Source organism: Nonomuraea fuscirosea, from assembly GCF_003001935.1.
Taxonomy (GTDB): Bacteria; Actinomycetota; Actinomycetes; order Streptosporangiales; family Streptosporangiaceae; genus Nonomuraea; species Nonomuraea fuscirosea.
Genome location: NZ_PVNG01000015.1, coordinates 36,069 through 60,205 on the forward strand (window position 1 = coordinate 36,069; position 24,137 = coordinate 60,205).

Annotated in this window: 23 protein-coding genes and 1 pseudogene; 11 read left to right on the top strand and 13 right to left on the bottom strand. The window is 70.8% G+C overall.

Annotated elements, in window-relative coordinates; all coding sequences use genetic code 11:
• Nucleotides 1-32: 32 nt before the first annotated feature.
• From B0I32_RS31535 to B0I32_RS31545, 3 genes are read right to left on the bottom strand one after another with little or no spacing between them, the layout of a single operon-like run.
• Complete coding sequence (locus B0I32_RS31535; protein WP_106245993.1) at nucleotides 33-1,124, bottom strand: serine hydrolase domain-containing protein; 1,092 nt, start codon at nucleotides 1,122-1,124, stop codon at nucleotides 33-35.
• 36 nt (nucleotides 1,125-1,160) lie between these two features.
• Nucleotides 1,161-1,532, bottom strand: a complete 372-nt coding sequence (locus B0I32_RS31540; RefSeq protein ID WP_106245995.1) for an MmcQ/YjbR family DNA-binding protein — start codon at nucleotides 1,530-1,532, stop codon at nucleotides 1,161-1,163.
• Between the two features lie 10 nt (nucleotides 1,533-1,542).
• Nucleotides 1,543-2,586 carry a DUF2293 domain-containing protein gene (locus B0I32_RS31545; protein WP_106245997.1) on the bottom strand — a complete coding sequence of 348 codons (1,044 nt, stop codon included), beginning with the start codon at nucleotides 2,584-2,586 and terminating at the stop codon, nucleotides 1,543-1,545.
• Nucleotides 2,587-2,734: 148 nt separating this feature from the next.
• Between B0I32_RS31545 and B0I32_RS31550 the strand changes: the two genes are divergently transcribed.
• Complete coding sequence (locus B0I32_RS31550) at nucleotides 2,735-3,538, top strand: FKBP-type peptidyl-prolyl cis-trans isomerase (protein ID WP_146178371.1); 804 nt, start codon at nucleotides 2,735-2,737, stop codon at nucleotides 3,536-3,538.
• A 132-nt stretch (nucleotides 3,539-3,670) separates the two neighbouring features.
• Here B0I32_RS31550 and mads6 read toward each other — a convergent pair whose 3' ends face one another.
• Nucleotides 3,671-5,023, bottom strand: a complete 1,353-nt coding sequence (gene mads6 / locus B0I32_RS31555; protein ID WP_106246001.1) for a methylation-associated defense system protein kinase MAD6 — start codon at nucleotides 5,021-5,023, stop codon at nucleotides 3,671-3,673.
• A 61-nt stretch (nucleotides 5,024-5,084) separates the two neighbouring features.
• Between mads6 and B0I32_RS31560 the strand changes: the two genes are divergently transcribed.
• Nucleotides 5,085-5,702: a DJ-1/PfpI family protein gene (locus B0I32_RS31560; RefSeq protein WP_106246003.1), complete on the top strand. Its 618-nt coding sequence runs from the start codon at nucleotides 5,085-5,087 to the stop codon at nucleotides 5,700-5,702.
• A complete protein-coding gene (locus B0I32_RS31565) occupies nucleotides 5,699-6,145 on the top strand; it encodes a MarR family winged helix-turn-helix transcriptional regulator (RefSeq protein WP_106246005.1) in 447 nt (148 codons plus the stop codon). Before B0I32_RS31560 ends, B0I32_RS31565 begins: the two co-directional genes overlap by 4 nt.
• A 44-nt stretch (nucleotides 6,146-6,189) precedes the next feature.
• Here the strand turns inward: B0I32_RS31565 and B0I32_RS31570 are convergent, their stop codons facing one another.
• Nucleotides 6,190-6,651 (bottom strand): hypothetical protein, encoded by a 462-nt coding sequence (locus B0I32_RS31570; protein WP_146178372.1) that lies wholly within the window; start codon nucleotides 6,649-6,651, stop codon nucleotides 6,190-6,192.
• A 430-nt stretch (nucleotides 6,652-7,081) separates the two neighbouring features.
• Here B0I32_RS31570 and B0I32_RS31575 point away from each other — a divergent pair, with 430 nt between their 5' ends.
• The gene (locus B0I32_RS31575; protein WP_106246008.1) at nucleotides 7,082-7,348 is read left to right on the top strand and encodes a hypothetical protein; all 267 of its coding nucleotides are present in this window, start codon (nucleotides 7,082-7,084) and stop codon (nucleotides 7,346-7,348) included.
• Nucleotides 7,349-7,571: 223 nt separating this feature from the next.
• On the opposite strand, the gene B0I32_RS31580 is transcribed toward B0I32_RS31575, so the two are convergent.
• Nucleotides 7,572-8,135, bottom strand: coding sequence for a C40 family peptidase (locus tag B0I32_RS31580; protein ID WP_181307979.1), 564 nt, complete (start codon nucleotides 8,133-8,135; stop codon nucleotides 7,572-7,574).
• A 363-nt stretch (nucleotides 8,136-8,498) separates the two neighbouring features.
• Here B0I32_RS31580 and B0I32_RS31585 point away from each other — a divergent pair, with 363 nt between their 5' ends.
• Entirely contained in the window at nucleotides 8,499-8,765 is a 267-nt protein-coding gene (locus B0I32_RS31585; RefSeq protein WP_146178373.1) for a hypothetical protein, read from the top strand.
• Nucleotides 8,766-9,189: 424 nt separating this feature from the next.
• A pseudogene (locus tag B0I32_RS61470) lies at nucleotides 9,190-9,408 on the top strand (STAS domain-containing protein); the annotation flags it as partial.
• Here B0I32_RS61470 and B0I32_RS31595 read toward each other — a convergent pair.
• The 6 genes from B0I32_RS31595 to B0I32_RS31620 form a co-directional block, all read right to left on the bottom strand.
• The gene (locus B0I32_RS31595) at nucleotides 9,367-11,676 is read right to left on the bottom strand and encodes a terpene synthase family protein (protein ID WP_245956149.1); all 2,310 of its coding nucleotides are present in this window, start codon (nucleotides 11,674-11,676) and stop codon (nucleotides 9,367-9,369) included. The pseudogene B0I32_RS61470 and the gene B0I32_RS31595 overlap by 42 nt on opposite strands.
• Before the next feature lie 19 nt (nucleotides 11,677-11,695).
• Nucleotides 11,696-13,072, bottom strand: coding sequence for a family 2B encapsulin nanocompartment shell protein (locus tag B0I32_RS31600; RefSeq protein WP_106246015.1), 1,377 nt, complete (start codon nucleotides 13,070-13,072; stop codon nucleotides 11,696-11,698).
• Nucleotides 13,073-13,103: 31 nt separating this feature from the next.
• On the bottom strand, nucleotides 13,104-14,519 hold the full coding sequence (locus tag B0I32_RS31605) for a family 2B encapsulin nanocompartment shell protein (protein WP_106246016.1): 1,416 nt from the start codon (nucleotides 14,517-14,519) through the stop codon (nucleotides 13,104-13,106).
• A 30-nt stretch (nucleotides 14,520-14,549) separates the two neighbouring features.
• Complete coding sequence (locus tag B0I32_RS31610) at nucleotides 14,550-15,491, bottom strand: 4-hydroxy-3-methylbut-2-enyl diphosphate reductase (protein WP_106246018.1); 942 nt, start codon at nucleotides 15,489-15,491, stop codon at nucleotides 14,550-14,552.
• 12 nt (nucleotides 15,492-15,503) lie between these two features.
• Nucleotides 15,504-16,553: a polyprenyl synthetase family protein gene (locus B0I32_RS31615; RefSeq protein ID WP_106246020.1), complete on the bottom strand. Its 1,050-nt coding sequence runs from the start codon at nucleotides 16,551-16,553 to the stop codon at nucleotides 15,504-15,506.
• Nucleotides 16,554-16,759: 206 nt separating this feature from the next.
• A complete protein-coding gene (locus B0I32_RS31620) occupies nucleotides 16,760-17,029 on the bottom strand; it encodes a hypothetical protein (RefSeq protein ID WP_106246021.1) in 270 nt (89 codons plus the stop codon).
• 94 nt (nucleotides 17,030-17,123) lie between these two features.
• On the opposite strand from B0I32_RS31620, the gene B0I32_RS31625 reads away from it, so the two are divergent.
• From B0I32_RS31625 to B0I32_RS31645, 5 genes are all read left to right on the top strand, one after another.
• Nucleotides 17,124-18,305: a zinc-dependent alcohol dehydrogenase gene (locus B0I32_RS31625; protein WP_106246023.1), complete on the top strand. Its 1,182-nt coding sequence runs from the start codon at nucleotides 17,124-17,126 to the stop codon at nucleotides 18,303-18,305.
• Between the two features lie 63 nt (nucleotides 18,306-18,368).
• Nucleotides 18,369-19,418: an NAD-dependent epimerase/dehydratase family protein gene (locus tag B0I32_RS31630; RefSeq protein WP_106246025.1), complete on the top strand. Its 1,050-nt coding sequence runs from the start codon at nucleotides 18,369-18,371 to the stop codon at nucleotides 19,416-19,418.
• A gap of 98 nt (nucleotides 19,419-19,516) precedes the next feature.
• Nucleotides 19,517-19,990 (top strand): ATP-binding protein, encoded by a 474-nt coding sequence (locus B0I32_RS31635; protein WP_106246026.1) that lies wholly within the window; start codon nucleotides 19,517-19,519, stop codon nucleotides 19,988-19,990.
• Nucleotides 19,991-20,122: 132 nt separating this feature from the next.
• The gene (folP, locus tag B0I32_RS31640; protein ID WP_219912104.1) at nucleotides 20,123-21,022 is read left to right on the top strand and encodes a dihydropteroate synthase; all 900 of its coding nucleotides are present in this window, start codon (nucleotides 20,123-20,125) and stop codon (nucleotides 21,020-21,022) included.
• Between the two features lie 13 nt (nucleotides 21,023-21,035).
• Nucleotides 21,036-21,437: a DnaJ family domain-containing protein gene (locus tag B0I32_RS31645; protein ID WP_106246028.1), complete on the top strand. Its 402-nt coding sequence runs from the start codon at nucleotides 21,036-21,038 to the stop codon at nucleotides 21,435-21,437.
• Nucleotides 21,438-21,677: 240 nt separating this feature from the next.
• Here the strand turns inward: B0I32_RS31645 and B0I32_RS61475 are convergent, their stop codons facing one another.
• Nucleotides 21,678-23,990 (bottom strand): glycoside hydrolase family 6 protein, encoded by a 2,313-nt coding sequence (locus tag B0I32_RS61475; RefSeq protein ID WP_106246417.1) that lies wholly within the window; start codon nucleotides 23,988-23,990, stop codon nucleotides 21,678-21,680.
• Nucleotides 23,991-24,137: the final 147 nt, after the last annotated feature.

Consider the following 24,137-nt stretch of genomic DNA (forward strand, 5'->3'; position numbering starts at 1 on the left):
TCTCTCCTGGTGGCGGTTCAGGCGGAGGCGGCTCAGGTCATTCTGGCGAGATGGTCCGACAGAATCGTGGTGACCGAGAGCGCGGTGTCGAAGTTCGGGACGAGCCGGGTCTTCGTCAGCGCGAACGCGACGCCGCGCGCGGGGTCGGCGTAGGCGTAGCTGCCGCCTCCACCCGGCCAGCCGAACGCCACCGGTCTCTCCGCGGCGGGCGCGCCGATCCGGCCGATCGGAAAGCCCAGCGCCATCCGCGCCGGAGTGCCGAAGACCTGGTCCACGCCCACGTACGCGGGCGCGCACAGCTCTTCCAGCTGCGCGGAGCCCACGAGCTCGCCCCGCAGCAGGGCGTCGAACATCGCGGCGAGGCCGTGCGCGGTGGCGCTGCCCACCGACGGTATGTCGGCCTGCAGGATCGCCTCGTCGTTGCCGAAGTCCGCCCGCGGCCCGCTCTCCCAAGGCGCGAGGATCGCGTCACCGCCGTCCGGGACGGCGGGCCACTGCTCCGCCCGCTGCTCCAGGCGGGCCGGCCCCGGCAGCGACTCCGGCGGAGCGCCGAAGAAGAGCTGCCCCTCGATGCCGAGCGGCGCGGTGATCCACTCACGCAGCAGCTCGCGCATCGGCCGCCCGGTCGTCCGGCGGGCCAGCTCACCGACGAGATGGCCGAAGGTGTAGGCGTGATAGCCCATGGCGGCGCCGGGCCGCCAGCGCGGCTCGGCCGCGGCCAGCGCCGCGCACACCCTGGACCAGTCGGGCAGCTCGGCCGGAGTGATCTCGCGCGGCATGGCGGGAAGACCGGTCGTGTGGGTCAGGACGTGGCGCAGCGTCGTCGTGGCCTTGCCGCGTACGCCGAATTCGGGCCAATGATCCTCCACCAGGCTGTCGTAGCCGAGGAAACCGCGCGCGACGAGCATGTGAGCGAGCGTCGCGGCCATGTTCTTGCAGGTGGAGAAGCTGAAGATCGGCGTACGCGAGGTGAGCGGCCGGCCGGTGACCGGATCGGCCAGGCTGGCCACCGCGTCGACGATCAGCGTGCCGTCCTGATAGACGGCGACCTGCACGCCCGTCTCCACGTCTGTGCCGACGAGCGTGTCGAGGTGCCGCTGGATCCGGTCCTGTAGATCACTCATCGCCGTTCCCGCTCCGTAACCGGCACCGTCCGGCCGTCACCTGAGGTCGAGTTCCTTGACCGCGCGCTTGGGTGCGATGGCACGGTAGCTCTCCTCGACCCAGTCGAGCAGCACCTCGGTCTCGGGCAGCTCGGCCAGGAACGGCACGGTCACCCACCCGGCCTTGCCCAGCCCGTAACCGCTCGGCTTGGCCCCCTCGACCGTCAGCGCGTGGCCATGGGTCTCCGACAGCAGCTTCACCCCGAAGGTCGGGTCCCACTTCTCGGTCTGCTCGTCGATCCCGAGGAACAGGAAGACCTTCTTGTTGACCTTGATGACCGTCTCGCCCCAGGGATGGTCCTCGTGGCTCTCGGGCAGGCCGAGCGCGAACGCGCGCAGCTCTCGCCTCACGTCGTGCCAATCGCTCATGTTTTCGACATTAGCGTGGGACGCGGAACTCTTCGAGCTTGCGCTCGATGGCTCCTCTGATCCGCTCCCTGGCCTCCATCCGCGGCACGCCGGACATGAGCAGGCTGTCGTAGTCGGTGTCGAGGTGCCGGATCGAGGCGATGACGGCCAGGGTGATGGCGTTCTCGTCGAGCGCCCTGGCCGCCGCCGACCTGCCGACCCGGCCGCTGCCGCGCAGGCCGGCGTGCTCGGCGATCTCCCGCGCCCGCTCCTCGGGGCAGCCGGGGAACAGCCGGGCGATCTCGGCCGCCATCCGCGCCTGGAACTCGACGTCCTGATCCGCCCTGCGGACGCGGTCGCGCTCGCGGCGGCGCAGCCGCACCTCCTCGTCGGCCAGGCACCGGTCCTCGGCGGCGGCGAGCGCGGCCTCCTCCACCAGCAGGCCCTGGCGCTGGTAGAGCCGGCGCCGCCGGTTGTAGCGGACCACCACCGCCGACAGGCCGCTCTCCTGCTTGGCGCGGCGGCTGAGCGCGGCGTTGCCCGACGGCAGGAACACCAGGTGGTCCATGTCCGCGCAGGTCAGGCAGTGGGGCGTGTCGTCCTCCATGATCAGGTAGGGGCCGGTGCCGGCGCAGGACGCGCACGTCCAGTCGTCGAGCGGGGACACCGCCACCAGGTCGGGCGCCTTGCTCTGCGCCTCGGTGAGCCGGCGCACCCTGGCCTCGCTGAGGTCGGGCGAGAGCCAGTGCACCCGGAACGGCTCCTGCGCGTGCGCGGCGGTGAAGCGCAGCTCGCGGCGGTCCCGCGTGCCCGCGACGTACGGGGTGTCGACCGGCTTGAGCCCCTTGGCCCGCGCCCAGTCGCGCAGCAGGCCGGCCGTGGCCAGCAGGCGGTCCTCGTCGACCGCCGCCAGCTCGGCCAGCGTGGCCGCCCTGCCCTGCCGCCAGGTGTCCACGTGCCGGGTGTGCAGCCAGCGCAGAGCGGTCACCACGTCGATGAACGTCACGTACTTCCGGGTGGTCAACGCGATCTCGGCCGCCTCGGCGACCCGCCGCGCGAGGTTGGGCTTGCTCACAGGCTCTCCTTGCGCGGGCCCGTCAGCGGGCCGCGTCCGATGGTCCCCTCACTCACGTTCCAAGTTTGTCGTGAGATGGCGCGCCCCGAAGCTTTCCTTTGGACACTTACGGCAAGTAACTCCTTCGGATCTGGTCCTGGAGGAAATCGTGCGTCTGTTCTGGCCTGCCCTCCTCATGCTCGCCACCACGTGCGGGGTGGCGGAAGAGGGCACGCAACCCGTCGTGACGGGGCGGTTCGGCAGCAAGCCGAACGTCTCCATACCCATGGGCCAGCCGGGGCGCACGCCGCGGATCACGGTGCTGTCGATGGGCAGCGGACGGCGTACGGTGCCCGGTGACGTGGTGCTCGCCGACGTGGACATCCGGCGCTGGTCGGGCAATCGTCCCTATCTGAGCACCTGGGACGGCAACCAGCCCACCACGGTCGTCTTCGACGGCCGGCAGGTGTCGGAGACCTGGCGGCAGGCCCTCATCGGGCGGCCGGCGGGCAGCCGGGTCATGCTGGTCAGCCCGGCCGGCGAGGCGACGGGCCCGAACGTGCCGCTGGGCGGCCTCTCGCCCGCCGACACGCTGGTGCTCGTCTTCGACATCCTGGGGGGCTATCCGCCCGACGCCCGGCTCGTCGGGCGCGCGCTGCCGGTGGTCCCGGCCGACCTCACGCCGTCGGAGCCGCCGCGTACGCTCATCGACGGGTCGGGGCCGCGCGTGGAGGCCGGTGCGAAGGTGATCGTCCAGTACGTGGCCGCGTCCTGGCCGTCGCGGACCGTGGTGGACTCCTCCTACCGGCGGGGCGGACCGAGCGCGTACACGCTGGAGGCCGGCGCCGCGCCCATGTCCTGGGTCAAGGCGCTGACCGGGCAGCACGTGGGCAGCCGGGTGGCCGTGCCGTCGCCGGGAGAGCTGCCCATGCTCTACGTGATCGACATCCTCGACACGATCACGTCCGCGTAGTCCGGCCTTGGGCACCCCGTCGGATCGTCGTCTCCGGCGGGGGACGACAGCGATCGTCGTCTCCGGCGGGTTGTGCGGTTCCGGCGGCATGCGCGGGCGGTCGTCGTCTTCGGCGAGCTGTGCCGGCGTTCGTCAGGAGCCGGAGACGATCCTGCGGACGAGCCGCCTGATCTTCGACCCCTGCTGCGGCGTGCTGCGCAGCGACTCCAGCGCCTGCTCGGCCGTGGGCCGCTTGGCGGGCGAGTGGTCGAGCATCCGGCGGACCACGTCGGGCACGTCGGGGCCGCCGTGGGCGTCGGCGCTGGTCGGCAGCTGGCCGGTGAGGAGCTGGTAGGCGATGGCGCCGGCCGCGTAGACGTCGGAGGCGGTCGTCATCTGGTCGGGCCGCTCCTGGCACTCGGGCGCCACGTAGTGGGCGTCGAGCACGTTGCCCAGCTCGTGGGCCACGGTGTAGTTGCGCGGCCCCGGCTTGGCGTAGTCGAACCCGGTCAGCACGGCGTGCCCGGCGTCGGTGACCAGGAGGGACGCCGGGGTCAGCGCGCGGTGGACGACGCCGTTGGCGTGCGCGTGCGCCAGCCCGCGCAGCAGGTCCTGGATCACCGGCATCGGGGCGGCGCCCTTGCCCATCGCCAGGTGCAGCGCCTGGCCGTGGACGTCGTCGAGCACCAGCACGAACCGGCTCTCGTCGTCGATGGCGAAGAAGTCGCGCGAGCGCACCACGCACGGATGGGGCGGGATCCTGGCCAGCGACTGGTAGGCGTTGGCGATGCGCTGCCGTTCGGCTGCCCGCGACTCGTGGTCGGCCAGCGGATCGGCCTGGTAGACCCGCAGCAGCACGGTCTCGCTGCCCGGCAGTGTGGCGTTGAACGCGCGGTATTCGGTCACCTTGGCGTCGCCGCCGAGCTGCTCCTCGACCTCCCAGTTGCCGAACCTGGGCGGCGCGGTGCTGCGGCGCACGGTCTGGTTGAGCGCGTCGAGGATCGCCGTCAGGTAGGGCTTCGCGTCGGGACTGCACCCGCGCCTGACCCGGGAGACGTCGCTCAGCGTGGCCAGCAGGCCCGGCAGGTCGGTGACGTTGACCGCGTCGCGCCCGGCCGGGTCGATCAGCTCGGCGTCGGGCGAGGTGAGCACGACCAGGCTGTCGACGTAGACCCGTTCGAGCTGGGTGGCCCTGGACACCAGCAGGCCCTTGAGCGCCTTCGCCGTGCCCCGCAGCTTGGCCACGGGCGAGCCGAACGCCTCCCTGCGCGGGGGGAACCAGCGGGTGCCGGACACCTCGATGCGGCCCCTGGTGCCCTTGACGTCGACGACGACGAGCGAGTGGCCGGTCAGCACGATCAGGTCGACCTCGAACACGTCGTGGCCGCGCGGGACCTCGACGTTGTGCAGCAGCAGCCAGTCGCCGGGCGCGTGGTCGCGCAGATAGGCGATCACACGCCGCTCCGCGTCGTTCACCGGGCGTCCGCCGCCGACGATCTCTGCCATGACGACTATCCTCGCATGGGATCGCATTGACAACATACTGTCGAAATGACAAGATGCTGTCATGAAGCGAATCGTGCACCACGCCGTCTACGACACACTCGCCGACTGGGAGACCGGTCACGCGACCGCACACCTGCGCAACGGCCGCTACATGCGTGAGCCCGGCGGATTCGAGATCGTCACGGTGGGCCTGACCCGCGACCCCGTCGTCACCATGGGCGGCGTGCGCCTCACGCCCGACCTCGCGCTCGGCGACCTGTCGCCGGCCGGCAGCGCGCTGCTCATCCTGCCCGGCGCAGACCTGTGGGACGCGGGCGACTCGCTCGCGCCGTTCGCGCGCAAGGCGGGGGAGTTCCTCGACGCGGGCGTGCCGGTGGCGGCCATCTGCGGCGCCACGGCGGGGCTGGCCCGCGAGGGGCTGCTCGACGAGCGCGACCACACCAGCGCCGTGGTGCACTACCTCCAGGCGCAGCAGGGCTACGCCGGAGCCGGGCGCTACCTCGACCGGGACGCGGTGCTCGGGGGCGACCTCATCACGGCCGGGCCGACCGAGCCGGTGGCCTTCGCCAGGGAGATCTTCCGGCGGCTCGACGTCTACCGGCCCGAGGTGCTGGACGCCTGGTTCCGGCTGTTCGGGCACAGCGACGCCACGGCGTTCGAGGTGCTGGCGGCCGCATGAGCGAGAGTGCCGAGCTGCTGTCGGGGATGGCGCTGGGGTCGTTCCGGCTCAACGGGCAGTTCCTGCACGTCGCCGAGGGGCTGGCCCGGCCGGCCGGGATGACGGCGGCGTGGTGGCAGGTGCTCGGAGCCGTGCTGGACGAGCCCCTGCCCGTCGCCGGGATCGCCCGCGCCATGGGGATGACCAGGCAGGGCGTGCAGCGGATCGCGGACCTGCTGGTCGAGCGGGGGCTGGCCGAATACCGGCCCAACCCCGCGCACCGGCGGGCCAAGCTGCTGCGGCCCACCGCCGAGGGGCGGGCGGCCATCGCCGAGATCATCCCCGGCCATCGGGAGTTCGCCGACCGGCTCGTGGGGGAGCTGGGCGTGGAGACGGCACGAGACTGCCTGGAGGCGCTGCGCCGGCTGTCAGCGGCCCTCGACCGGCTCGGCGACAACCCCTGACGACCCCGGTCCCGGTCGCGCCACGCCGGTCCCGGACACGCCAGTCACTCCAGGTCCCCGCTCCCGGTCAGGCGGATTCTGCGGCGTGGTTTGAAGACCGAGAGTGTCGTGGCCGTCATCAGCATGACGATCTGGGCGCCCAGCGCCGCCACCTGGCCCCACTGCCGCGCCTCCGCCACGGACCGGCCGCCCGAGGTGGCGGCGGCCATTCCCTCCGGATCGAACAGGAACATGCCCACGCCGACCACGGCCAGCAGCAGCACCAGCTTGCCCGCCACCCAGTAATGGCGGAACACCCCCCAATGGCTGGTCAGGCCCAGTGTTATGCCGCTGGTCAATGCGATGAGGCTGAGCGGTATCCCGCCCGCGAACACCAGCGGCGACATCATCCGATAGGCCGAGTGCGTCAGCGCGGGATCGTTCGCCAGCGTCGCCGCCGTATTCAGCACGACCAGCCCCCAGACCTCCCCGACCAGCGCGACCGAAGCGATGACGTGGATGACCACGATCGTCCTCCTCATTCGCGGCCGCATCGCACCCGCCTCCTTTCCTGGTCCAGGCGGCCATCCTCACCGCTCCAGGCGCGCGCGACGTCCCCCCTCGGGCGGCCGTCCGGATACACCGCAGGGCGTAGGGCGATATTCAAGTTTCGGGCGATCCTTGCCTAACCGGTGGTGAGCCGATAGGCGGGCATTCTCGCGGAGAGCCAAAACGGATGTCGATTTCCGGCCTGCCGGTGGCGGTTAAATGCCGGGCGCGGTCGACGGGCGTGAAAACACCGTGCCAAGAAAGAGGGGTTCCGGCTCGGCCTCCGGCAGGGCCAAATGAGTTGCGGTTCTCGCTGCCTGCCGCGATTGTTATTGGCGGCACCTCACAGCCCTGCACAAACGACTATGGCGTCGGGAATTCCGCGCCGATCCATGGAGGAAAGCACACATGATCCGTCGCATTCTCGCCGGTGCAGCAATCGCGGCCGTCGCTCTCGGTTTCTCCGCGTCCGCCGCCTCGGCCGACGTCGGCCCCAACCCGCACAACAGCGGGCAGAGCATTCTGAGCCAGTTCAGCATCCTGGACGACCTGACCGCGCTGAACGACGTCCTGAACGACTCCGTCAAGTACGTCGACGTGCTGACCATCGCCCACCTGCAGGACATCGACGCCGACGTCCTGAGCAACGTGGAGAACTCCGGCGACAACAACTGACGACTCCTCACATGGCGTAGGCAGGAAGGTGATCGGCGGCTTTCCGAATATGCGGAGAGCCCGCCCGGCCAAGATCGTCTTTCTGGTGCCTTGAGGTAGGCCGAATGTACGGGCCGTGGACATCGCGACCACGGCACTGGCTTGGTGCGCACCGAGCTACGCGCATCGCGCGGTCCGGGTCGATCACTGCAGGACGACCCCGGGCCGCGCGATCGTCGTTTTCTCAGGCGAGCGGATCGAGGTTCGCCGAGGTCTCGCTGGGCCGGATCACGCCCATGAAGGTCCGCCGATCCAGCGCGTCCACCCGGACGACCTGCCCCGTGTACGGGGCGTGCACCATCCGCGTCGCGTCCACCGCCACGGCGACGTGCTCTGGCCCCGGACTGCCCGGGTCGCTGTCGTAGAAGACCAGATCCCCCGGCTCCACCTGCTCCTTGGCCACGCGGATCCCCGAGCGCCACTGCTCGTGCGTGGTCGTCCCGATGAGCACCCCCGCCCGCGCCCAGGCGTACTCCGTCAAGCCCGAGCAGTCGAAGCCGAGCGTCTTGGCGCCTTTCCCGATCCCGAATCCGGGCCCGCGCACCCCGCCGCCGCCCCACGAGTAGGGAATTCCGATCATCTCCATCGCCGCCCGCGCCGCGATGGCCCCGGCTCCTGACCGTATCGCCGCGACGGGCCGGCATATTTGCGCGGGACAAGCGCCGGCGGCCGCCACGGCAGCGCCGGGAAACGCGCTGACAAGTGTGCCCGCCAGTACGGTCAGCAGCACCGGCCTTATTCCGTTCATGGCATATTCAGCGCTCCTCGACTCGTTGACGCCGAGCCCGTGGTCACGGCGCTCTACCGCTAACATTCCTCCATCCCTATGCGGATAAAACGCCCTTTGGTCAGGCAGGGTGTGTGTATGGGCATAAGATGAAAAATTGCCGTCATGCCGCCCCGGGCATATCAGGACCACTCGGACATATCCCGACTGGGGATGATCGGCAGCCAAGGAATTGGGGCGGGTATTTGACTTTGGCTTAGCGTGCTCGGGTTGCGGCGCGCCGACGGGCCGCGAGATTGTTATTCAGGGAATCTCGCAGTGCTGTGCGAGTGATTCACGATGACGCGCATCCCGCGCCGATTCCGACGAAGGAGAAACAAACAAATGATCCGTCGCATTCTCGCTGGTGCAGCGATCGCGGGCTGCATGTTCGGGATGTCGGCCACGAGCGCCTCGGCCGACGTCGGTCCCAACGCGTTCAACAAGGGCAAGCAGATCCTCAGCCAGCTGAGCATCCTCGACGACGCCACGGTGGCCAACGACGTCCTCAACGACTCCGTCAAGTACATCGACATCCTGACGGCCCTGCACCTGCAGGACATCGACCTCAACGCTCTCAGCAACCTGGAGAACGTGGGCGACAACAACTGATCGCCTGAGGGCGGCGGCGGCTCGACGCCCAGGTCCGCGCGCCTCGGTGTGACGGCGCTCCGGCAGCCACGAACCCCTCGTGGCGGCACCTTGCCGGAGTGCTCCGCGCCGGTCGCGTACGCGGAGCCGGGCGCGGCGGGTCACCGTCCTCGGTAGATCGCGAATCCGAACAGGCCGGTGTCCGTCAAGCCCGCAGCCGGCGCGGGTACGGCCCGCCTGTTCGGAAAGCGCTACCTACCAACATTCACCCTAAAAACGGTCATAACACGGCGAAGAATACCTATTAATTAATTCCTCGTGTAGCCTGTATTTCAGGAAATTCGGCAATATGACCCCCATAGGTGCGTGTTGGGGGGTGCGAGGAGTGTGTAGCGTCCAGCAGCGACTGCTCTACCAGGACGAGCAGCTGAGCATCACCGTGGCGATGACGTCCGCGGCTCCGGTCGTCACGCTGATCGGCGAGATCGACGCCACCAACAGTCCGGCGCTGGCCGGCGTCCTGGCGAACTGCCGCCAGGACCCCGAGCGGAACGCCGTCGTTCAGAATGGCCCCTGCCCCTACATCGATGTCGACACCGGCGCGCTGAGCTTCATCGACGTGTCAGGCCTGCGTGTGCTGGTCATGCCCATGTTGCCCGCCGGGCAACGCTGGATCCGGCTGCACAACGTCACGCCGGCTCAGCGGCGGCTGCTGCGCCTGATGGGGTGGTACTACCAGCCCACGGTCCACCACGTGCCCCTGTGAGCTCGTCATCGCGGCCGAGCTGCCCAGCCCCGTGGGGCCGCCGAGCCGCCACCGCGCCGAGCGGTGGTGACGGAGCAGCGACGGCTCGTCGTAGCGCGAGCACTCGCGGTGCCAGTGGGCGACGCCCGCAAGCCAGTCGCGCAGCTCGGCCACGAAGGCGTCGAGGTCCCGCCGCGCGGCGGCGTCGAGGCCGAAGTTGGCGCAGAGGATCGGCAGCTCGTGCGCCACGATGTGCTCGAACTGCCGCACCCGCGAGGCCATCAGGTCGTTGACGACCTCCAGCGCGGCCGGGTAGTCGCAGTCGAAGAAGTTCTGCACCACCAGCACGGCGTTGTGCACCTCGCCGTCGAACTCGATCTCCTTCTGGTACGAGAACATGTCGTTGACCAGCATCCCGGCGTCCATCATCGCGTTCTCCAGCGCCACCATCGGACCGGCCGCGTAGAACTGCCTCGGGATCGCCTTCGAGTGCCGCAACCGGCACAGGCTCATCGTCAGCTTGGAGCCGAAGGTGTGCCGCCGCATCTCCAGGTAGTCCACCGGGTCGGGGATGTGGTGGGCGATCTCGCCGGCCAGCTCCCACAGCCAGGCCGCGCACATGTCCTCGACCGCCGTACGCAGCTCGCGGCGGTCCTCGACCGGCATCGGCCCCGCCGTCCTGGCCCAGAGGTCGGCCAGCCCCCGCTCCAGCGCGCCGACCGGCTGCGGCGGGGCGGAGCAGTCGAGCGGCATGAGCTCCTTGAACCGGTCCACGCTCACCTTGGCCGCCGACAGGTTACGGGTCCCGCCGAAGACGACGGGGAAGTAGTCGTCGCCGTACGTGCCCCAGGCCAGCCAGAAGGAGGCCAGGTCGAGCTCCTCCGGCGAGGCGTCCGGATGCAGGCCCGCCGCGCACAGCGGCAGGTCGTAGTCGACCAGCTTCGCCTCGTCCCACACCGCCGTGCCGACCACCCCGTGCTGCGGCTCCAGCATGCCCATCGCCCGGCACCAGTCCACGGTCTCCCGCCGTGACCGGTCGAGGTGCGGCGACAGCTTCAGGTCGAAGGGCACGTACAGGTCGGGGATGCGCGAGGGACCCACGCGCGGGTACGGCACGTGCGCGAAGTTCCGCAGCCGCTTGGCGCCCAGCAGGTCGAGCGCCGACGACATGCCGAGCGGCCGGCTCGCCCTGGCCCGCGCGTTCATGTACCGGCTGGAGCGCAGGTGCCACTCGTGCCCGCCCGACTGCCAGTCCTGCAGCCCCTTCACGTACGCCAGCACGTCGGCCGCGCCGATCGGGTCGACGGCGTGCTCCACGAACAGCGGCCCCAGCTCGAACGCCGCCGTGTGCTCGAACTGTTGCATCCGCGAGGTCAGCAGGTCGTTGACCGCCTCGGCGGCCTCCTGAGTGCCGCAGCCGAGGAACGTCTCCAGCACGAGCACCCCGTTGCTCAGCTCACCCTCGTCACGGACCTCACGCTCATAGGAGAACAGGTCGTTGCGCAGGTGAACGGCGTCGGAGAAGGAGTCGCGCAGCACCCGCATCGGCCGCGACGCCGCGATTTTGGCCGGCACCTCGGCCGCCACGGCGTGCTCGACGAGCCCGGCCGACCAGGGGGCGCCGCCGACCTTGCGCCGCATCTCGATGTACTCGACCGGGTTGGCCACCCGGCCCCTGTTGATGTTGGCCAGCTCCCACAGGGACTCGTCGAGCAGGTTGCGGGTGCTCTCCGCGAACCGCGCCCGCCAGTCGGCGGACATGCCCGGCACCGTACGCGGCCACAGGTCGGCCAGACCGGCCTCCACCGGGCCTGACGGTTCGGGCACCGTCAGGTCCGAGCCCATCGGCATGAACCCGGCCAGCCGGTCGAGATACGTCTTGCCGCCCTTCAGGTCACCGGTGCGCTTGAAGACCTCAAGGAAGTGGTCGTCGAAGAAGAAGACCCACACGTACCAGTCGGTGATCAGACTCAGCTCGGCGCCGTCGCAGTCGGGATGGGTGTAGGCGCACATCAGCGGATAGTCGTGGGCGTCGAGGTCGGCCTCCTCCCAGACGCCCGAGCCCTCCAGCATGCCCATGTCGCGCGCCCACCGCCTGGAGTGGGCGCGGGCCTCGTCCAGGTGCGGGTTGAGCCGGGCCGGATACGGCTGGTAGAAGTCCGGCAGTTCGAACGGCTGGGACATCATCGCTCCTTCACGTGAACGGTCAGCGCGCCACCTCGACGTTCTCCAGCACGCCGAGCGCGTCCGGCACCAGGACCGCGACCGAGTAGTAGGCGCTGACCTGGTAGGACGCGACGGCTCTCGCGTCGATGCCGGTGAAGCGCACGCTCAGCCCCGGCTCGCGCTCGCCGGGGACGCCGCCGCGGTGGAGGCCGACGACGCCCTGATCCTCCTCGCCGGTGCGCAGGACGAGGATCGAGGTCGTGCCGTCCCGGCTGATCGGGATCTTGTCGCAGGGCAGGATGGGCACGCCGCGCCACGCGGTCAGCCGCGAGCCGTCGATCTCGACGCTGTCGGGATAGACGCCCCTGGCGCTGCACTCGCGGTGGAAGGCGGCGACGGCGCGCGGATGGGCCAGGTAGAAGCGGGACTTCTTCCTGCGGCACAGCAGCTCGTCCAGGTCGTCGGGGCCCGGCGGGCCGGTGCGGGTGTGCACGCGCTGGCCGGGGTGGGCCTGGTGGAGCAGCCCGAAGTCGCGGTTGACGATCATCTCGCGCTCCTGCGACTCGCGTACCGCCTGGATGGTCAGGCGCAGCTGCTCCTCCTTCTGGTCCATCGGGTCGTTGTAGAGGTCGGTGACCCGGGTGTGCACGCGCAGCACGGTCTGCGAGACGCTCAGCTCGTACTCGCGCGGCCCCGGATCGTAGTCGGCGAACGTGCCGGGCAGCGTCACCTCGCCGCGGTGCCCGGCGGCCGTGGCGATCTCGGCCTCGCCCCACCTGTTCTGCGGCGCGGCCCGGCGGGCGCGGTAGGCGGCGAGCCGGTCGCGCAGCGCCGGTGACCGCTCGCTCAGCGCGCGCAGCTCCTCCCAGCGCAGGAACAGCACCGTGCAGGCGGTGTCGGCCGTCAGCGTGCTGTCCCACGGCTCGCCAGGGGCGGGTTCGTCGGCGCCGGCGTGGTCGCCGCCGGCCAGGATGCCGGCGAAGGCCCGGGCGCCGTACTCGCCCGCCCGGATCCTCCGCACCCGCCCGCGGGCGACGACGATCAGCTCGTCCGCCGGCCGTCCGGCCCGCACGATCGTGTCGCCGCGCTCGTACTCCCGCTGCTCGAACCGGTCGCCGACCAGGTCGAGCACGGGGTCACCGGCCAGCCCGTGCAGCGGCGGCAGCTCGGCCAGGGTCGGTGGGACGACGTGGATCCTGGCCCCGGTGTTGGCGAAGCTCACCCGGCCGCCGCCGACCGGGTAGGTGAGCCGCCGGTTCACCCGGTAGACCCCGCCCGCGACGTCCACCCACGGGAGCACCCGCAGCAGCCAGCGCGGGGAGATCTCCCGCATCTGGGGGGACGTCTTGGTCGTCGTGGCCAGGTTGCGCGCCGCCGGGGCGCCGAGGCTCGACCTCTGGCCGGGCTCCGCTGTCATCACACCAACTCCTGACGGGAAAGGGCGGCTGCTAGCCGTTGCGGCCGAGCTCGACGTCCTCCAGCACGCCGAGCGCGTCCGGCACCAGCACGGCGGCCGAGTAGTAGGCGCTGACGAGGTAGGAGATGACCGCCTTCTCGTTGATGTTCATGAACCGGACCGACAGGCTCGGCTGGTACTCGTCGGGGATGCCGGTCTGGTGCAGGCCGACGACGCCCTGGTTCTCCTGCCCGGTGCGCATGAGCAGGAAGGACGTCGTCCGGGTGCCCGAGACCGGGATCTTGTTGCACGGGAAGATCGGCACGCCCCGCCAGGCCGGCACGCGGTGCCCGCTGACCTCACTCGACTGCGGGTAGACGCCGCGCTTGCTGCACTCGCGGCCGAACGCGGCGATGGCCTGCGGGTGGGCCAGGAAGAACGACGGCTCCTTCCACACGGTCGACAGCAGGTCGTCGAGGTCGTCGGGGGTGGGCGGGCCGGAGCGGGTGCGGATGCGCTGGCCGAAGTCGGCGTTGTGCAGCAGGCCGAACTCCCTGCTGTTGATCAGCTCGTGCTCCTGGCGCTCGCGCAGCGCCTCGATCGTCAGGCGCAGCTGCTGGTCGAGCTGGCTCATCGGCTGGTTGTACAGGTCGGAGACGCGGCTGTGCACGCGCAGGACCGTCTGGGCCACGCTCAGCTCGTACTCGCGCGGGCTCTGCTCGTAGTCCACGAACGTGCCGGGCAGGACGGCCTCGCCGACGTGGCCGGCCGACATGTTGATCGCGGCCTCGCCGTAGTCGTTCTGCTTCCGGTCGCCGCTGGTACGCCAGCGCTCGACGTGCTCGCGCAGCGCCGGGACCTGCTCGGCGATCTGCTCGAAGTCCTGGCGGGAGAGCGTGAGCACGGTGGTGGCCGTCTTCGCGCGGGCCGAGAACTCGTGCCTGCCGCCCCCGGCCAGGCTCAGCTCGCCCAGGTGGTCGCCGTCGGCCAGCACGCCGAGGTTCTGCTCGTCGCCGTACGAGCCGCGCCCGACCTTGGCCACCCGGCCGTGCGCGATCAGCACGAGCCGGTCCACCTCGCCGCCCTCGGAGACGATCTCCTCGCCCGCCTCCACCTCGCGCTGGCTGAACCGGTCGGCCAGCGCTCCGAGCACCTCCATGTCGTCGAAGCCGCGCAGCATGGGCAGCTCGGTCAGCTCGGCCGGGATCACCCGCACCTCGGCACCCGTGGTGGTGAAGGTGATCCGGCCGTCGCCCAGCGTGTACGTCAGCCGCCGGTTGACCCTGAACACGCCGCCCGAGCACTGCACCCACGGCAGCAGCCGCAGCAGCCACCGGCTGGTGATCTCCTGCATCTGCGGCGGCGTCTTGGTGGTCGTCGAGAGCTGTTTGGCCGCGTCGGTACTGAGGCTGAGCTGCCCGTTCCCGTTGCCGTTCTCGGGTGCCGTGGTGTGCGTGGTTTCGGTCATCGTGGTGCACCGCCAATCTGTGGATGGGACCTAGCGAGGGTTGCGGGAGGATCGGAGTTCGAGCGGCAGCGAGAACGTGAGGGTCTCCTCCGTCAGCGTCACCTGCTCCACGTCGGCGTATCCGCGGGCCGAGAGCCAGGCCAGTAAGTCGCCGACCAGGCTCTCCGGCACGGACGCGCCGGAGCTCACCCCGACGGTCGCGACACCGTCGAGCCAGCGTTCGTCGGCGTCGGCGGCCCGGTCGACCAGGTGGGCGGCGCCCGCGCCGGCGTCGAGCGCGACCTCGACCAGCCGCCGGCTGTTGGAGGAGTTGGGCGAGCCGACCACGATGACGAGCTCGCACTCCGGCGCGATCCTGGTGATCGCCTGCTGGCGGTTCTGGCTGGCGTAGCAGATGTCGTCGCTCGGCGGATCGACCAGGCCGGGGAAGCGCTCACGCAGCGCCGAGACGGCCCGCATGGTCTCGTCCACGGCCAGCGTGGTCTGCGACAGCCAGCTCATCCGGCCGGAGCCGGCCGTCACCAGGTCGTCCGGCCTGGCCGGATCCACGACGTGGATGCGCTCAGGCGCCTCGCCGACCGTGCCCTCGACCTCCTCGTGCTCGGCGTGGCCGATGAGGACGATCTCGTAGCCCTCTTCGGCCATCCGCGCGGCCTCCTTGTGCACCTTCGTGACCAGGGGGCAGGTGGCGTCGATCGAGCGCAGGCCGCGCAACCCGGCCTCGTCCTTCACCGCGGGCGAGACACCGTGGGCGGAGAAGACGACCAGCGCGCCGTCGGGGACCTCGTTGAGCTCCTCGACGAAGACCGCGCCGCGCCGGGTCAGGTCGTCGACCACGAAGGTGTTGTGCACGATCTGTTTACGCACGTAGACGGGGGGTCCGAAGCGTCTCAGCGCCTCTTCCACCGTCATGATCGCGCGTTCCACGCCCGCGCAGTAGCCGCGCGGGGCAGCGAGAAGTACCCGTCCCATCCGGAGGTCCCCTTACGTGGTGCGGTGGGCGAGCTGGTCGGCCATGAGGGCCAGCACGCCGGCCGCCTCCGGCTTGATCTGTGCCCGGCCCAGGGCGGTCATGGCCTGGTCCACCCGTTCCTCGATCATCTCCTCGACCCTGGCCAGCGCGCCCGTGTCGATCAGGATCTGCCGCACCTCCGCGGCGTGCTCCTCGTCCAGCGCCGGGTTGCCGTGCCAGCTCCGCAGGTGAACGAGCTGGGCGGGGGAGGCGTGCTGCACGGCGTGCGCGAACATCACCGTCTGCTTGCCCTCCCGCAGGTCGTCCAGCGCCGACTTGCCCGTCTGCGCCGACGAGCCGAACGTGCCGAGCACGTCGTCGCGCAGCTGGAACGCCTCGCCCAGGGGCACGCCGAAGCGGGAGTACTCGTCCAGCAGCTCCAGTGGCGCGCCGGCCAGCGCGCCCCCGATCTGCAGCGGCCGTTCGACGGTGTATTTCGCGCTCTTGTAGCGGATCACGGTCAGCGCCTCCGCCTCGGTCGCGCCCGAGCGGAGCTGGGCCAGCACGTCGAGGTACTGGCCGCTGATGACCTCGGTGCGCATGGTGTCGAACACGTGGTGCGCCGTCCGCAGCCGGGCGCCGTCCACGCCGCACGACGACAGCAGCGCGTCGGACCAGGCCAGGCTGAGCGTGCCGAGCAGGATGCCGCCCGCCCGGCCGAACGCCTCCGCCCCCGGCCCGTCGTGCAGCCCGGCCAGGCTCATGTGGATGGTGGAGCGGCCCCGGCGCAGCTCACTGCCGTCCATGATGTCGTCGTGGATCAACAGGCCCGCATGGCACAGCTCAAGGGCGGCGGCGGCGCTGATGATCTCCTCACAGTCGTCGCCGCCGGCGCCGCGCCAGCCCCAGTAACACAGCTGCGGCCGCACGCGCTTGCCGCCGCCGAGGATGAACGAGGACAACAGACCGTAGGCGGCCTCGACGCCCGGGTCGGAGATCTGGGCGCCCCAGGATTCCAGGAAACCGCTCAGACGCTGATCAATGCGTGAACCAAGGGAATGCTGGGTGAAGCTCACCGGCATACGCACGGCTCCTTCTCTCTCGAGTCGGTCGCTACCCCTAGTTACTCATCGAATACGGAGAGTGTAAAGCTTCTCCCGCGGCTTGGCCATGGGCACGCGGGAGGAAACACCAGGTCGCCGGGGCCGATCCACGGCACGACAAAAAACGGCCCTGACGGTGTCGTCACCGTGCGGGGCCGGAGCGGAGAAAGGTCAGGAAGGGAAGGTCACGGGGTGAGCGGCGGGCGCTCCTGGTCGGTGAGCGGCTGGGCCCCGAGCTCGAACGTCATGCCGCGCCGGCCGGCCACGCTGGTCACCGGGCGGCCGAGCTGTTCGCTCACCCGGTGCACCACCTCCTGGAAGTGGCGCTGCAGCTCCGGGTCCTCCACGGCGGACAGGCGGACCGAGCCCTTCTCCACGAGCTCCTTCGCGAGCCATTCGGACATGGTCACCCGGAAGCGGGCGGCCTCGTCGGGGGTGAGGGGTGTCGGCGCCATGGGGGCAGTCTAGGCGTTCGCTGCGACGTGGGAGCCGTTTGGAGAGCTACGTGGGGGTATGCGGCTTTTGTAACCTCTGGCTGAGGAGACGAGGATGAAGGCAGTCACCTGGCACGGCAAGCGCGACGTGCGGGTCGAGGACGTCCCCGACCCGTCGATCAAGGAGCCGACCGACGCTGTCATCAAAGTGACCAGCACCGGGATCTGCGGCTCCGACCTGCACCTGTACGAGGTCCTCGGTCCCTTCATGGCCGAGGGCGACATCCTCGGGCACGAGCCCATGGGCGTCGTCGAGGAGGTCGGGTCCGCGGTCTCCGGCATCCGGCCGGGCGACCGCGTGGTCGTCCCGTTCAACATCGCCTGCGGTCACTGCCACATGTGCGGGCTGGAGCTGTACGCGCAGTGCGAGACCACCCAGGTGCGTGAGCACGGCATGGGCGCCGCCCTGTTCGGCTACACCAGGCTCTACGGCCAGGTGCCCGGCGGGCAGGCCGAGTACCTGCGGGTGCCCGAGGCCCAGTTCGGCCCGATCAAGGTCCCGGAGGGGCCGCCGGACGAGCGCTTTCTGTACCTGTCCGACGTGCTGCCGACCGCCTGGCAGGCCGTCGCGTACGCGGAGATCCCTGAGGGTGGCAGCGTCACGGTCTTCGGCCTCGGGCCGATCGGCCAGATGTGCGCCCGCATCGCCCGCCACCTCGGCCGCCGCGTGATCGGTGTGGACGGCGTCACCGCCCGCCTGGAGATGGCCCGCCGCCACGGCATCGAGGTGATCGACGCGAGCGAGGTCACCGACGTCCCCGGGGAGGTCCGCGGGCTCACCGGCGGGCGCGGCACGGACGCGGTCATCGACGCGGTCGGCATGGAGGCCCACGGCTCGACCGCGGCCAAGATCGCCCAGACGCTCACCGGGCTGCTGCCCGACGCGGTGGCCGCGCCGCTCATGTCGAACGCGGGCGTGGACCGTCTGGCGGCGCTCAACCAGGCCATCGACACCGTCAGGCGCAGCGGGGTGATATCGGTCATCGGCGTCTACGGCGGGATGACCGACCCGATGCCCATGCTGCGCATGTTCGACAAGGGCATCACGCTGCGCATGGGCCAGGCGCACGTCAGGAGGTGGATCAGCGCGCTGATGCCTCTGGTGACCGATGACGCCGACCCGCTGGGCGTGATGGATCTGACCACTCACCGGATGCCGCTGGAGCGGGCCCCGCAGGCGTACGAGATGTTCCAGAAGAAGTCCGACGGCGCGGTGAAGATACTGCTGCAGCCCTGATGTCGCAGGTCACCGGCGAGTGATCGGGGTTTCGTGACCGGGGACGCGGGCAGCGGTGCAGCCATGAGAGTGGTTGTGGTGGGAGCTACCGGGAACGTCGGCACCAGCGTCGTACGCGCGCTGGCCGCGGACGAGGACGTGACTTCGATCGTCGGGGTCGCCCGCCGGCTTCCCGGCTGGCGGATCGACCGCACCGAGTGGCGGCAGGCCGACGTTGCCACCGACGACCTGACCCCGATCTTCGACGGCGCGGACGCCGTGGTGCACCTGGCCTGGCTGTTCCAGCCGACCCGGCACCCAGCGGTCACCTGGCGGGCCAACGTGCTGGGCAGCATGCGGGTCTTCCGCGCCGCGGCGGAGGCGGGCGTGCCCGCGCTGGTCCACGCCTCGTCCGTGGGGGCGTACTCGCCCGGGCCCAAGGACCGGCCGGTCGACGAGAGCTGGCCCACGCACGGCTGGCCGGGAGCGGCGTACGGGCGGGAGAAGGCCTACGTGGAACGGGTGCTCGACGTGTTCGAGCACGACCATCCCCATGTCCGGGTCGTGCGCATGCGGCCCGGCTTCATCTTCCAGCGCGCCGCGGCGACCGAGCAGCGCAGGCTGTTCGGCGGGCCGTTCGTGCCCAGGCGGCTGGTCCGGGCCGGGCGGATCCCGTTCGTGCCGGACATCCCCGGCCTGCGCATGCAGGTGCTGCACGCCGCCGACGCGGCCGAGGCCTACCGGCTGGCCGTCACCCGGGAGGTGCGGGGCGCGTTCAACATCGCCGCCGAGCCCGTGCTCGACCCGCACGACCTCGCCGAGCTGCTCGGCGCCCGCACGGTCCCGGTGCCGAGCGGCCTGGCCAGGGCGGCGGTGGCCGCGGGCTGGCACCTGCGGCTCGTGCCCGCCGCGCCCGGGCTGCTCGAACTGTTCCTGCGCATCCCGGTCATGCGGACGGACCGGGCGCGGGAGGTGCTCGGCTGGACCCCGCGCCACTCCTCCTTCGAGGCCATGCGGGAGTTGTTCGAAGGCATGCACGACGGTGCGGGGATGGACACCGCGCCACTGGCGCCCGACGGGGGACCGATGGCCCGCGTACGCGAACTGGCCACCGGCATCGGCGGACGCCCGTAACGACATGACGGTGTGTAAGACTCGGCCGCAGGGGAAGATCTAAGATCACGCGGGGTCCTGAAGCGTGGCCTGTGTGTCGGAACGACACGGAGGAGCGCATGCGTACCCTGATCACCCAGGATTTCAGTCTCCAGGACGTCACGAAACTGCGTCACGCCGTGTCCGAGCAGGCCAGAAGCTGCGGGCTGCACGGCCCGAGGCTCGACGACTTCGTGCTGGCGGTGCACGAGAGCGTGGTCAACGCCATCGAGCACGCGGGCGGGCACGGGTGGTTCAAGCTGTGGACGGTCAACGGGGTGATCCGCTCCGAGACCAGCGACCGGGGCGCGGGCATCCCGGAGGCATACGTGAACGGCGGCAAGCGGCCGTCCGACGAGTCCCACACCGGGCGGGGGATCTACCTGATCAGGCGGCTGTGCGACGCGGCCGACTTCCGCACCGGGCCGGGCGGCACCACGGTCCTGCTGACCATGCGGTTACCACGGGAGAGCGGCCTGACGGCGTCGGGCAGCATGCGGCGCATCCGGGTCACCGCACCGGGCGGGAGCCCGCCCGGCCGCTTCACCGCCTGATCCCGCTCCGGGTTCCGGCGCCGCACCACGTGACTTCCGCACCCGCGCCACGTGCTCCCCGGCGCCGGGTCCCGGGCCGTCTGACCTGGCCGAGCGCCAGGTAGGCTCAAGACGACGGAAAGGGATCACTACGTGAGCGGCGAAGAGCTTTCCCCCGGGATCATCGCTCCCGTCCGGCGCATCGGGCGGCGCGAGTTCGATTTCGAGCGCCAGGTCGCCATCATGGCCATCGTCAACAGGACGCCCAACTCCTTCCACGACCAGGGCCGCACGTTCGAGCTCGACCGCGCGGTCGAGGCGGCGACGCGGGCCGTTTCCGAGGGGGCCGACTGGGTCGACATCGGCGGCTTCGCCTTCTCCGCGGCCCAGGTCCACATCGACGTCGCGGAGGAGATCGACCGGGTGGCCCCGGTCATCGCCAGGGTCAGGGCCGCCACCGACGCGGTGATCTCGGTCGACACCCACCGCCCCGAGGTGGCCAGGGCCGCCGTCGAGGCGGGCGCCGACGTCATCAACGACACCAACGGCCTGCGCGAGCCCGGCCTGGCCGAGGTCGCCGCCGAGACCGGCGCCGGCGTCATCGTCACCCACAGCCTGGGCGGCCCCGGCCGCCGGGTCTTCCGGCCGAGTTACGCCGACGTCGTGTCGGAGGTGGCCGACTTCCTGCGCGAACGGGTCTCGGCCGCGCTCAAGGCCGGCATCCTGCCGGAGAGGATCATCATCGACCCCGGCCACGACCTCAACAAGAACACCTTCCACTCCCTGGAGCTGACGCGCCGGCTGGAGGAGATCACCTCGATCGGCTACCCCACGCTGGTCGCGCTGTCCAACAAGGACTTCATCGGCGAGACGCTCGACCGCCCCCAGGGGGAGCGGAAGGAGGGCACGATCGCCGCCAACGTGGTCTCCATCCTCAAGGGCGCCCGCATCCTGCGCGTGCACGACGTCGCGGCGACCGTCGCGTCCGTGCGCATGACCGAGGCCGTGCTCGGCTGGCGCGGCCCCGTGGCCCCCAGTCACAACCTGGCGTGAGGAGAGCACACCCGTGAGCGAGCGCAAGCCCGTCGGACTTCCCTTCGAGAGCTGGATCGACCGGCAGATCCGGGAGGCCGAGGAGCGCGGCGAGTTCGACGACCTGCCCGGCAAGGGCAAGCCGCTGCCCAACCTCGACCGGCACCTCGACGACATGTGGTGGATCAAGCAGAAGGTCGAGAGCGAAGGGCTGTCGATGCCGCTGCCGCCCACGCTGGCGTTGCGCAAGGACGCCGAGCGGGCGCTGGCCGAGGCGCGCGGGGCCCGGTCGGAGACCGAGGCCAGGCGGATCGTGACGGAGATCAACGAACGGATCCGCGCGGCGATCAGGACGGGGCTGCAGGGGCCGCCGCTCAACCTGATGCCCTTCGACGAGGACGAGATCGTCGCGGAGTGGCGACGGGCCCACCGGTAGAGCCGCCGCACCGGCGTAGGGGCCGGGCGCGACGGACCTGGCGCGACGGACCTGGCGCCGCGGGCGATGGACCTGGGCGCCGCGGGGCGACGGGCCTGGGGCCGCGGGCGATGGACCTGAGGAAGGGGCCGGGGCGCGATGGCCCCGGCCCCTTCCCGGTTGCCGAGGGACCCGGGTCAGGCGGGTCCCTCTGACCGGCCGGCGTCCCGGGTCAGGCGGGTCGCCGGCCGGCCGGGTCTCTCAGTTGATCGGCGGGTAGGCGTTCTGCAGCAGCTGCCTGAACTGGGCGGAGAACCACTGCCCCGACAGCGGCGCGTCGGCCAGCGCGCCCGACGGGTTGTTGCCGTTGAGTTCGTTGCCGGGGTAGGTCGGGTCGCACATCCGGTCGAACCTCTTGCCCTCGTCGTTCTCGATGTCCGTGCTGGCGCCGTCGGACTCGCCGGGCGGCTTGATCCAGACGTAGGCGTCGAGGCCACTGGCCGGAGCCGCGGTCGGCCGCGCGCCTAGGCCCGCGCCGCTCTGGTTGCACCAGTTGCCGGCGTGGATGCGGCGGTCGGTCCGTGACTGGTCGACGAACTGGTCCACGTTGGTCGAGGTGCTCGGGCCGCTCGGGCGGGCGCTGCCGCCCCAGCCGTTGCGCGAGGTGTCGATCAGCATGCCGAGCCCGGAGCGGAAGCCCTTGGCGATCAGGGCGGTGCGCAGGGCGAGGGCGAAGGACTGCTCGTCCACGTAGTAGTTCCAGTCGACCCACTCGGACTGGCGCACCGAGGTGCCGTTCACCGTGCTGTTGATGGTGAAGTACGGCTCGGTCGACGCCGAGTAGTTGGCGGTGTTGACGATGAAGCCGTCCACGCTGTCCACGCCGGCGGTGGTGCCGGCCACCGTCTCGTAGAAGAGGTTGACGGAGGGCTGGAAGTTCGAGTCCCAGCCGAGCCACGCGTGGTGGGCGGCGTCGATGTAGGTGTAGACGTTGGTGATGGCGTGCAGCTGGTTGAGCGCGTACCGGACGCCGTCACGGTAGCCGCCGGTGCCGTTGGCCTCGCGGCAGTCGGCGAACCTGTCCAGGTTGGTGACGAGGTTCGGCAGCGAGTCGGGCTCGATGATGGTGACGATGCGCAGGTTCGCGTAGGTGGACTCGCGGAGGATGGCCGCGATCGGGTCGATGTACTCGGTCTTGTAGCGGTTGAAGCCGTTCTCGGAGATGCGCAGCTCGCCGTTGGAGGCCAGCGCCGAGCAGTCGCGGTTGGGCAGGTTGTAGATGACGACCTGGATGGTCAGCGGCGTGGAGCCGTTGGCGGCGTCCTGCCTGACGGCCTCGTCCAGGTGCTCGCGCAGGCCCATGGCGCCGGAGGCGCCGGCGATGGCCGCGGTGCGGTCCATCCACACGGCCGTGGAGACGTTGGCGACCGCCGAGCCGCCGGGCTCGGCCGCGGCCCTGGAGCTCCAGTTCGGGTTGACGTAGCCGGTGGCTCCCGAGTACGGGTTCTCGACGTGGGCTGGGGCAGGCCCGCCGTCGTCGTCGGCCTCGGTGGCGGTGACCGTGCGTGAGGTCAGGCCGCTGGAGGCGACGGTGAAGGTGCGGCTGCCCGCGGCGCTGTCGGAGTCCTGCGCGGCGGCCAGGGTGACCGTCTGCGGGGTGTTCCAGTTCGAGGTGGTGAAGCTCAGGCTGGCCCCGGAGGAGACGGTGAGGTTGCTGTCGCCGCTGCCCGCCGTGGTCGTGACGGTCACGCCGGAGGAGGGCTGGGCGGCCAGGCGCACGGTGAAGGTGCCGGTCGAGCCCTCGGGCACGGTGACGGAGGTCGGGGTGACGACGAGCGACTGCTCCACGGTGGCGTCGTCGTCGACCTCGGTGGCGCTCACCGTGGCGCCGGTGACGCCGGTGCCGCTGACGCTGAAGGAGGCGGTGCCCGCCGTGGTGTCGGAGTCCTGCGCGGCGGCCAGGGTGACCGTCTGCGCGGTGTTCCAGTTCGACGGCGTGAAGGTGAGCGAGCCGCCCGAGCTGACCGTCAGGTCCGTGTCACCGCTGGTGCGCACGGTGGTGACGGTCACGTTCGAGCTCGGCGCGGAGGAGAGCCTGGCGGTGAACGTGGCCGTGCCGCCCTCGTTGACCGCGACCGCGCTGGCGGAGGTGACCACCGACGGGGTGGTGGGGTTGGTGCCGCCGCAGCTCGTGCCGTTGACGCTGAACGCGGTCGGGTCCGGGTTGGTGCCGGACCAGGTGCCGTTGAAGCCCACCGAGACCGAGGCGCCCGTGGCCAGGCTGCCGTTGTACGGCATGTTGGTGCCGGTCACCCGGGTGCCCGACTGGCTCCAGTTGGCGCCCCAGCCCGAGGGGGTGTACTTCTGCGTGGTCGTCGGGTAGTCGAAGGCCAGCGACCACGACGAGATCGGGTCGCCGGTGTTCTTCAACGTGATGTTCGCGGTGAAACCGCCCTGACCAGGGCTGCTCGTCCACGAGTTGGCTGTGTAGGTCACGTCGCAGGCGACGGCGGCGTTCGCGGCCGTGCTCTGGCCGGCGACGAGCCCTAAGGCCGCGACACTCGCGGCGGTCATGGTCACGGCCCATTTGCGGAGGCCGCGGTGGAGTCTCACTTGCGATCATCTCCAGTGCTTAGGTGGCTGGGAGCGCTCCCATGGTCTGTCGCGGTCGGATTCGTGTACAGAGCCCGCTTGATCGCGACGCCTCCGCCGCCCCGCATG

Coding starts and splice junctions, on each gene's coding strand:
- B0I32_RS31595 (WP_245956149.1), bottom strand. CDS start 11,676: ATGATGTCCCAGCCGTTCGAACTGCCGGACTTCTACCAGCCGTATCCG.
- B0I32_RS31565 (WP_106246005.1), top strand. CDS start 5,699: ATGAGCGAGAGTGCCGAGCTGCTGTCGGGGATGGCGCTGGGGTCGTTC.
- B0I32_RS31620 (WP_106246021.1), bottom strand. CDS start 17,029: ATGGCGCCGACACCCCTCACCCCCGACGAGGCCGCCCGCTTCCGGGTG.
- B0I32_RS31615 (WP_106246020.1), bottom strand. CDS start 16,553: ATGCCGGTGAGCTTCACCCAGCATTCCCTTGGTTCACGCATTGATCAG.
- B0I32_RS31610 (WP_106246018.1), bottom strand. CDS start 15,491: ATGGGACGGGTACTTCTCGCTGCCCCGCGCGGCTACTGCGCGGGCGTG.
- B0I32_RS31630 (WP_106246025.1), top strand. CDS start 18,369: ATGAGAGTGGTTGTGGTGGGAGCTACCGGGAACGTCGGCACCAGCGTC.
- B0I32_RS61475 (WP_106246417.1), bottom strand. CDS start 23,990: ATGACCGCCGCGAGTGTCGCGGCCTTAGGGCTCGTCGCCGGCCAGAGC.
- B0I32_RS31600 (WP_106246015.1), bottom strand. CDS start 13,072: ATGACAGCGGAGCCCGGCCAGAGGTCGAGCCTCGGCGCCCCGGCGGCG.
- B0I32_RS31635 (WP_106246026.1), top strand. CDS start 19,517: ATGCGTACCCTGATCACCCAGGATTTCAGTCTCCAGGACGTCACGAAA.
- B0I32_RS31575 (WP_106246008.1), top strand. CDS start 7,082: ATGATCCGTCGCATTCTCGCCGGTGCAGCAATCGCGGCCGTCGCTCTC.
- B0I32_RS31580 (WP_181307979.1), bottom strand. CDS start 8,135: ATGAACGGAATAAGGCCGGTGCTGCTGACCGTACTGGCGGGCACACTT.
- B0I32_RS31585 (WP_146178373.1), top strand. CDS start 8,499: ATGATCCGTCGCATTCTCGCTGGTGCAGCGATCGCGGGCTGCATGTTC.
- B0I32_RS31605 (WP_106246016.1), bottom strand. CDS start 14,519: ATGACCGAAACCACGCACACCACGGCACCCGAGAACGGCAACGGGAAC.
- mads6 (WP_106246001.1), bottom strand. CDS start 5,023: ATGGCAGAGATCGTCGGCGGCGGACGCCCGGTGAACGACGCGGAGCGG.
- B0I32_RS31535 (WP_106245993.1), bottom strand. CDS start 1,124: ATGAGTGATCTACAGGACCGGATCCAGCGGCACCTCGACACGCTCGTC.
- B0I32_RS31560 (WP_106246003.1), top strand. CDS start 5,085: ATGAAGCGAATCGTGCACCACGCCGTCTACGACACACTCGCCGACTGG.
- B0I32_RS31625 (WP_106246023.1), top strand. CDS start 17,124: ATGAAGGCAGTCACCTGGCACGGCAAGCGCGACGTGCGGGTCGAGGAC.
- B0I32_RS31540 (WP_106245995.1), bottom strand. CDS start 1,532: ATGAGCGATTGGCACGACGTGAGGCGAGAGCTGCGCGCGTTCGCGCTC.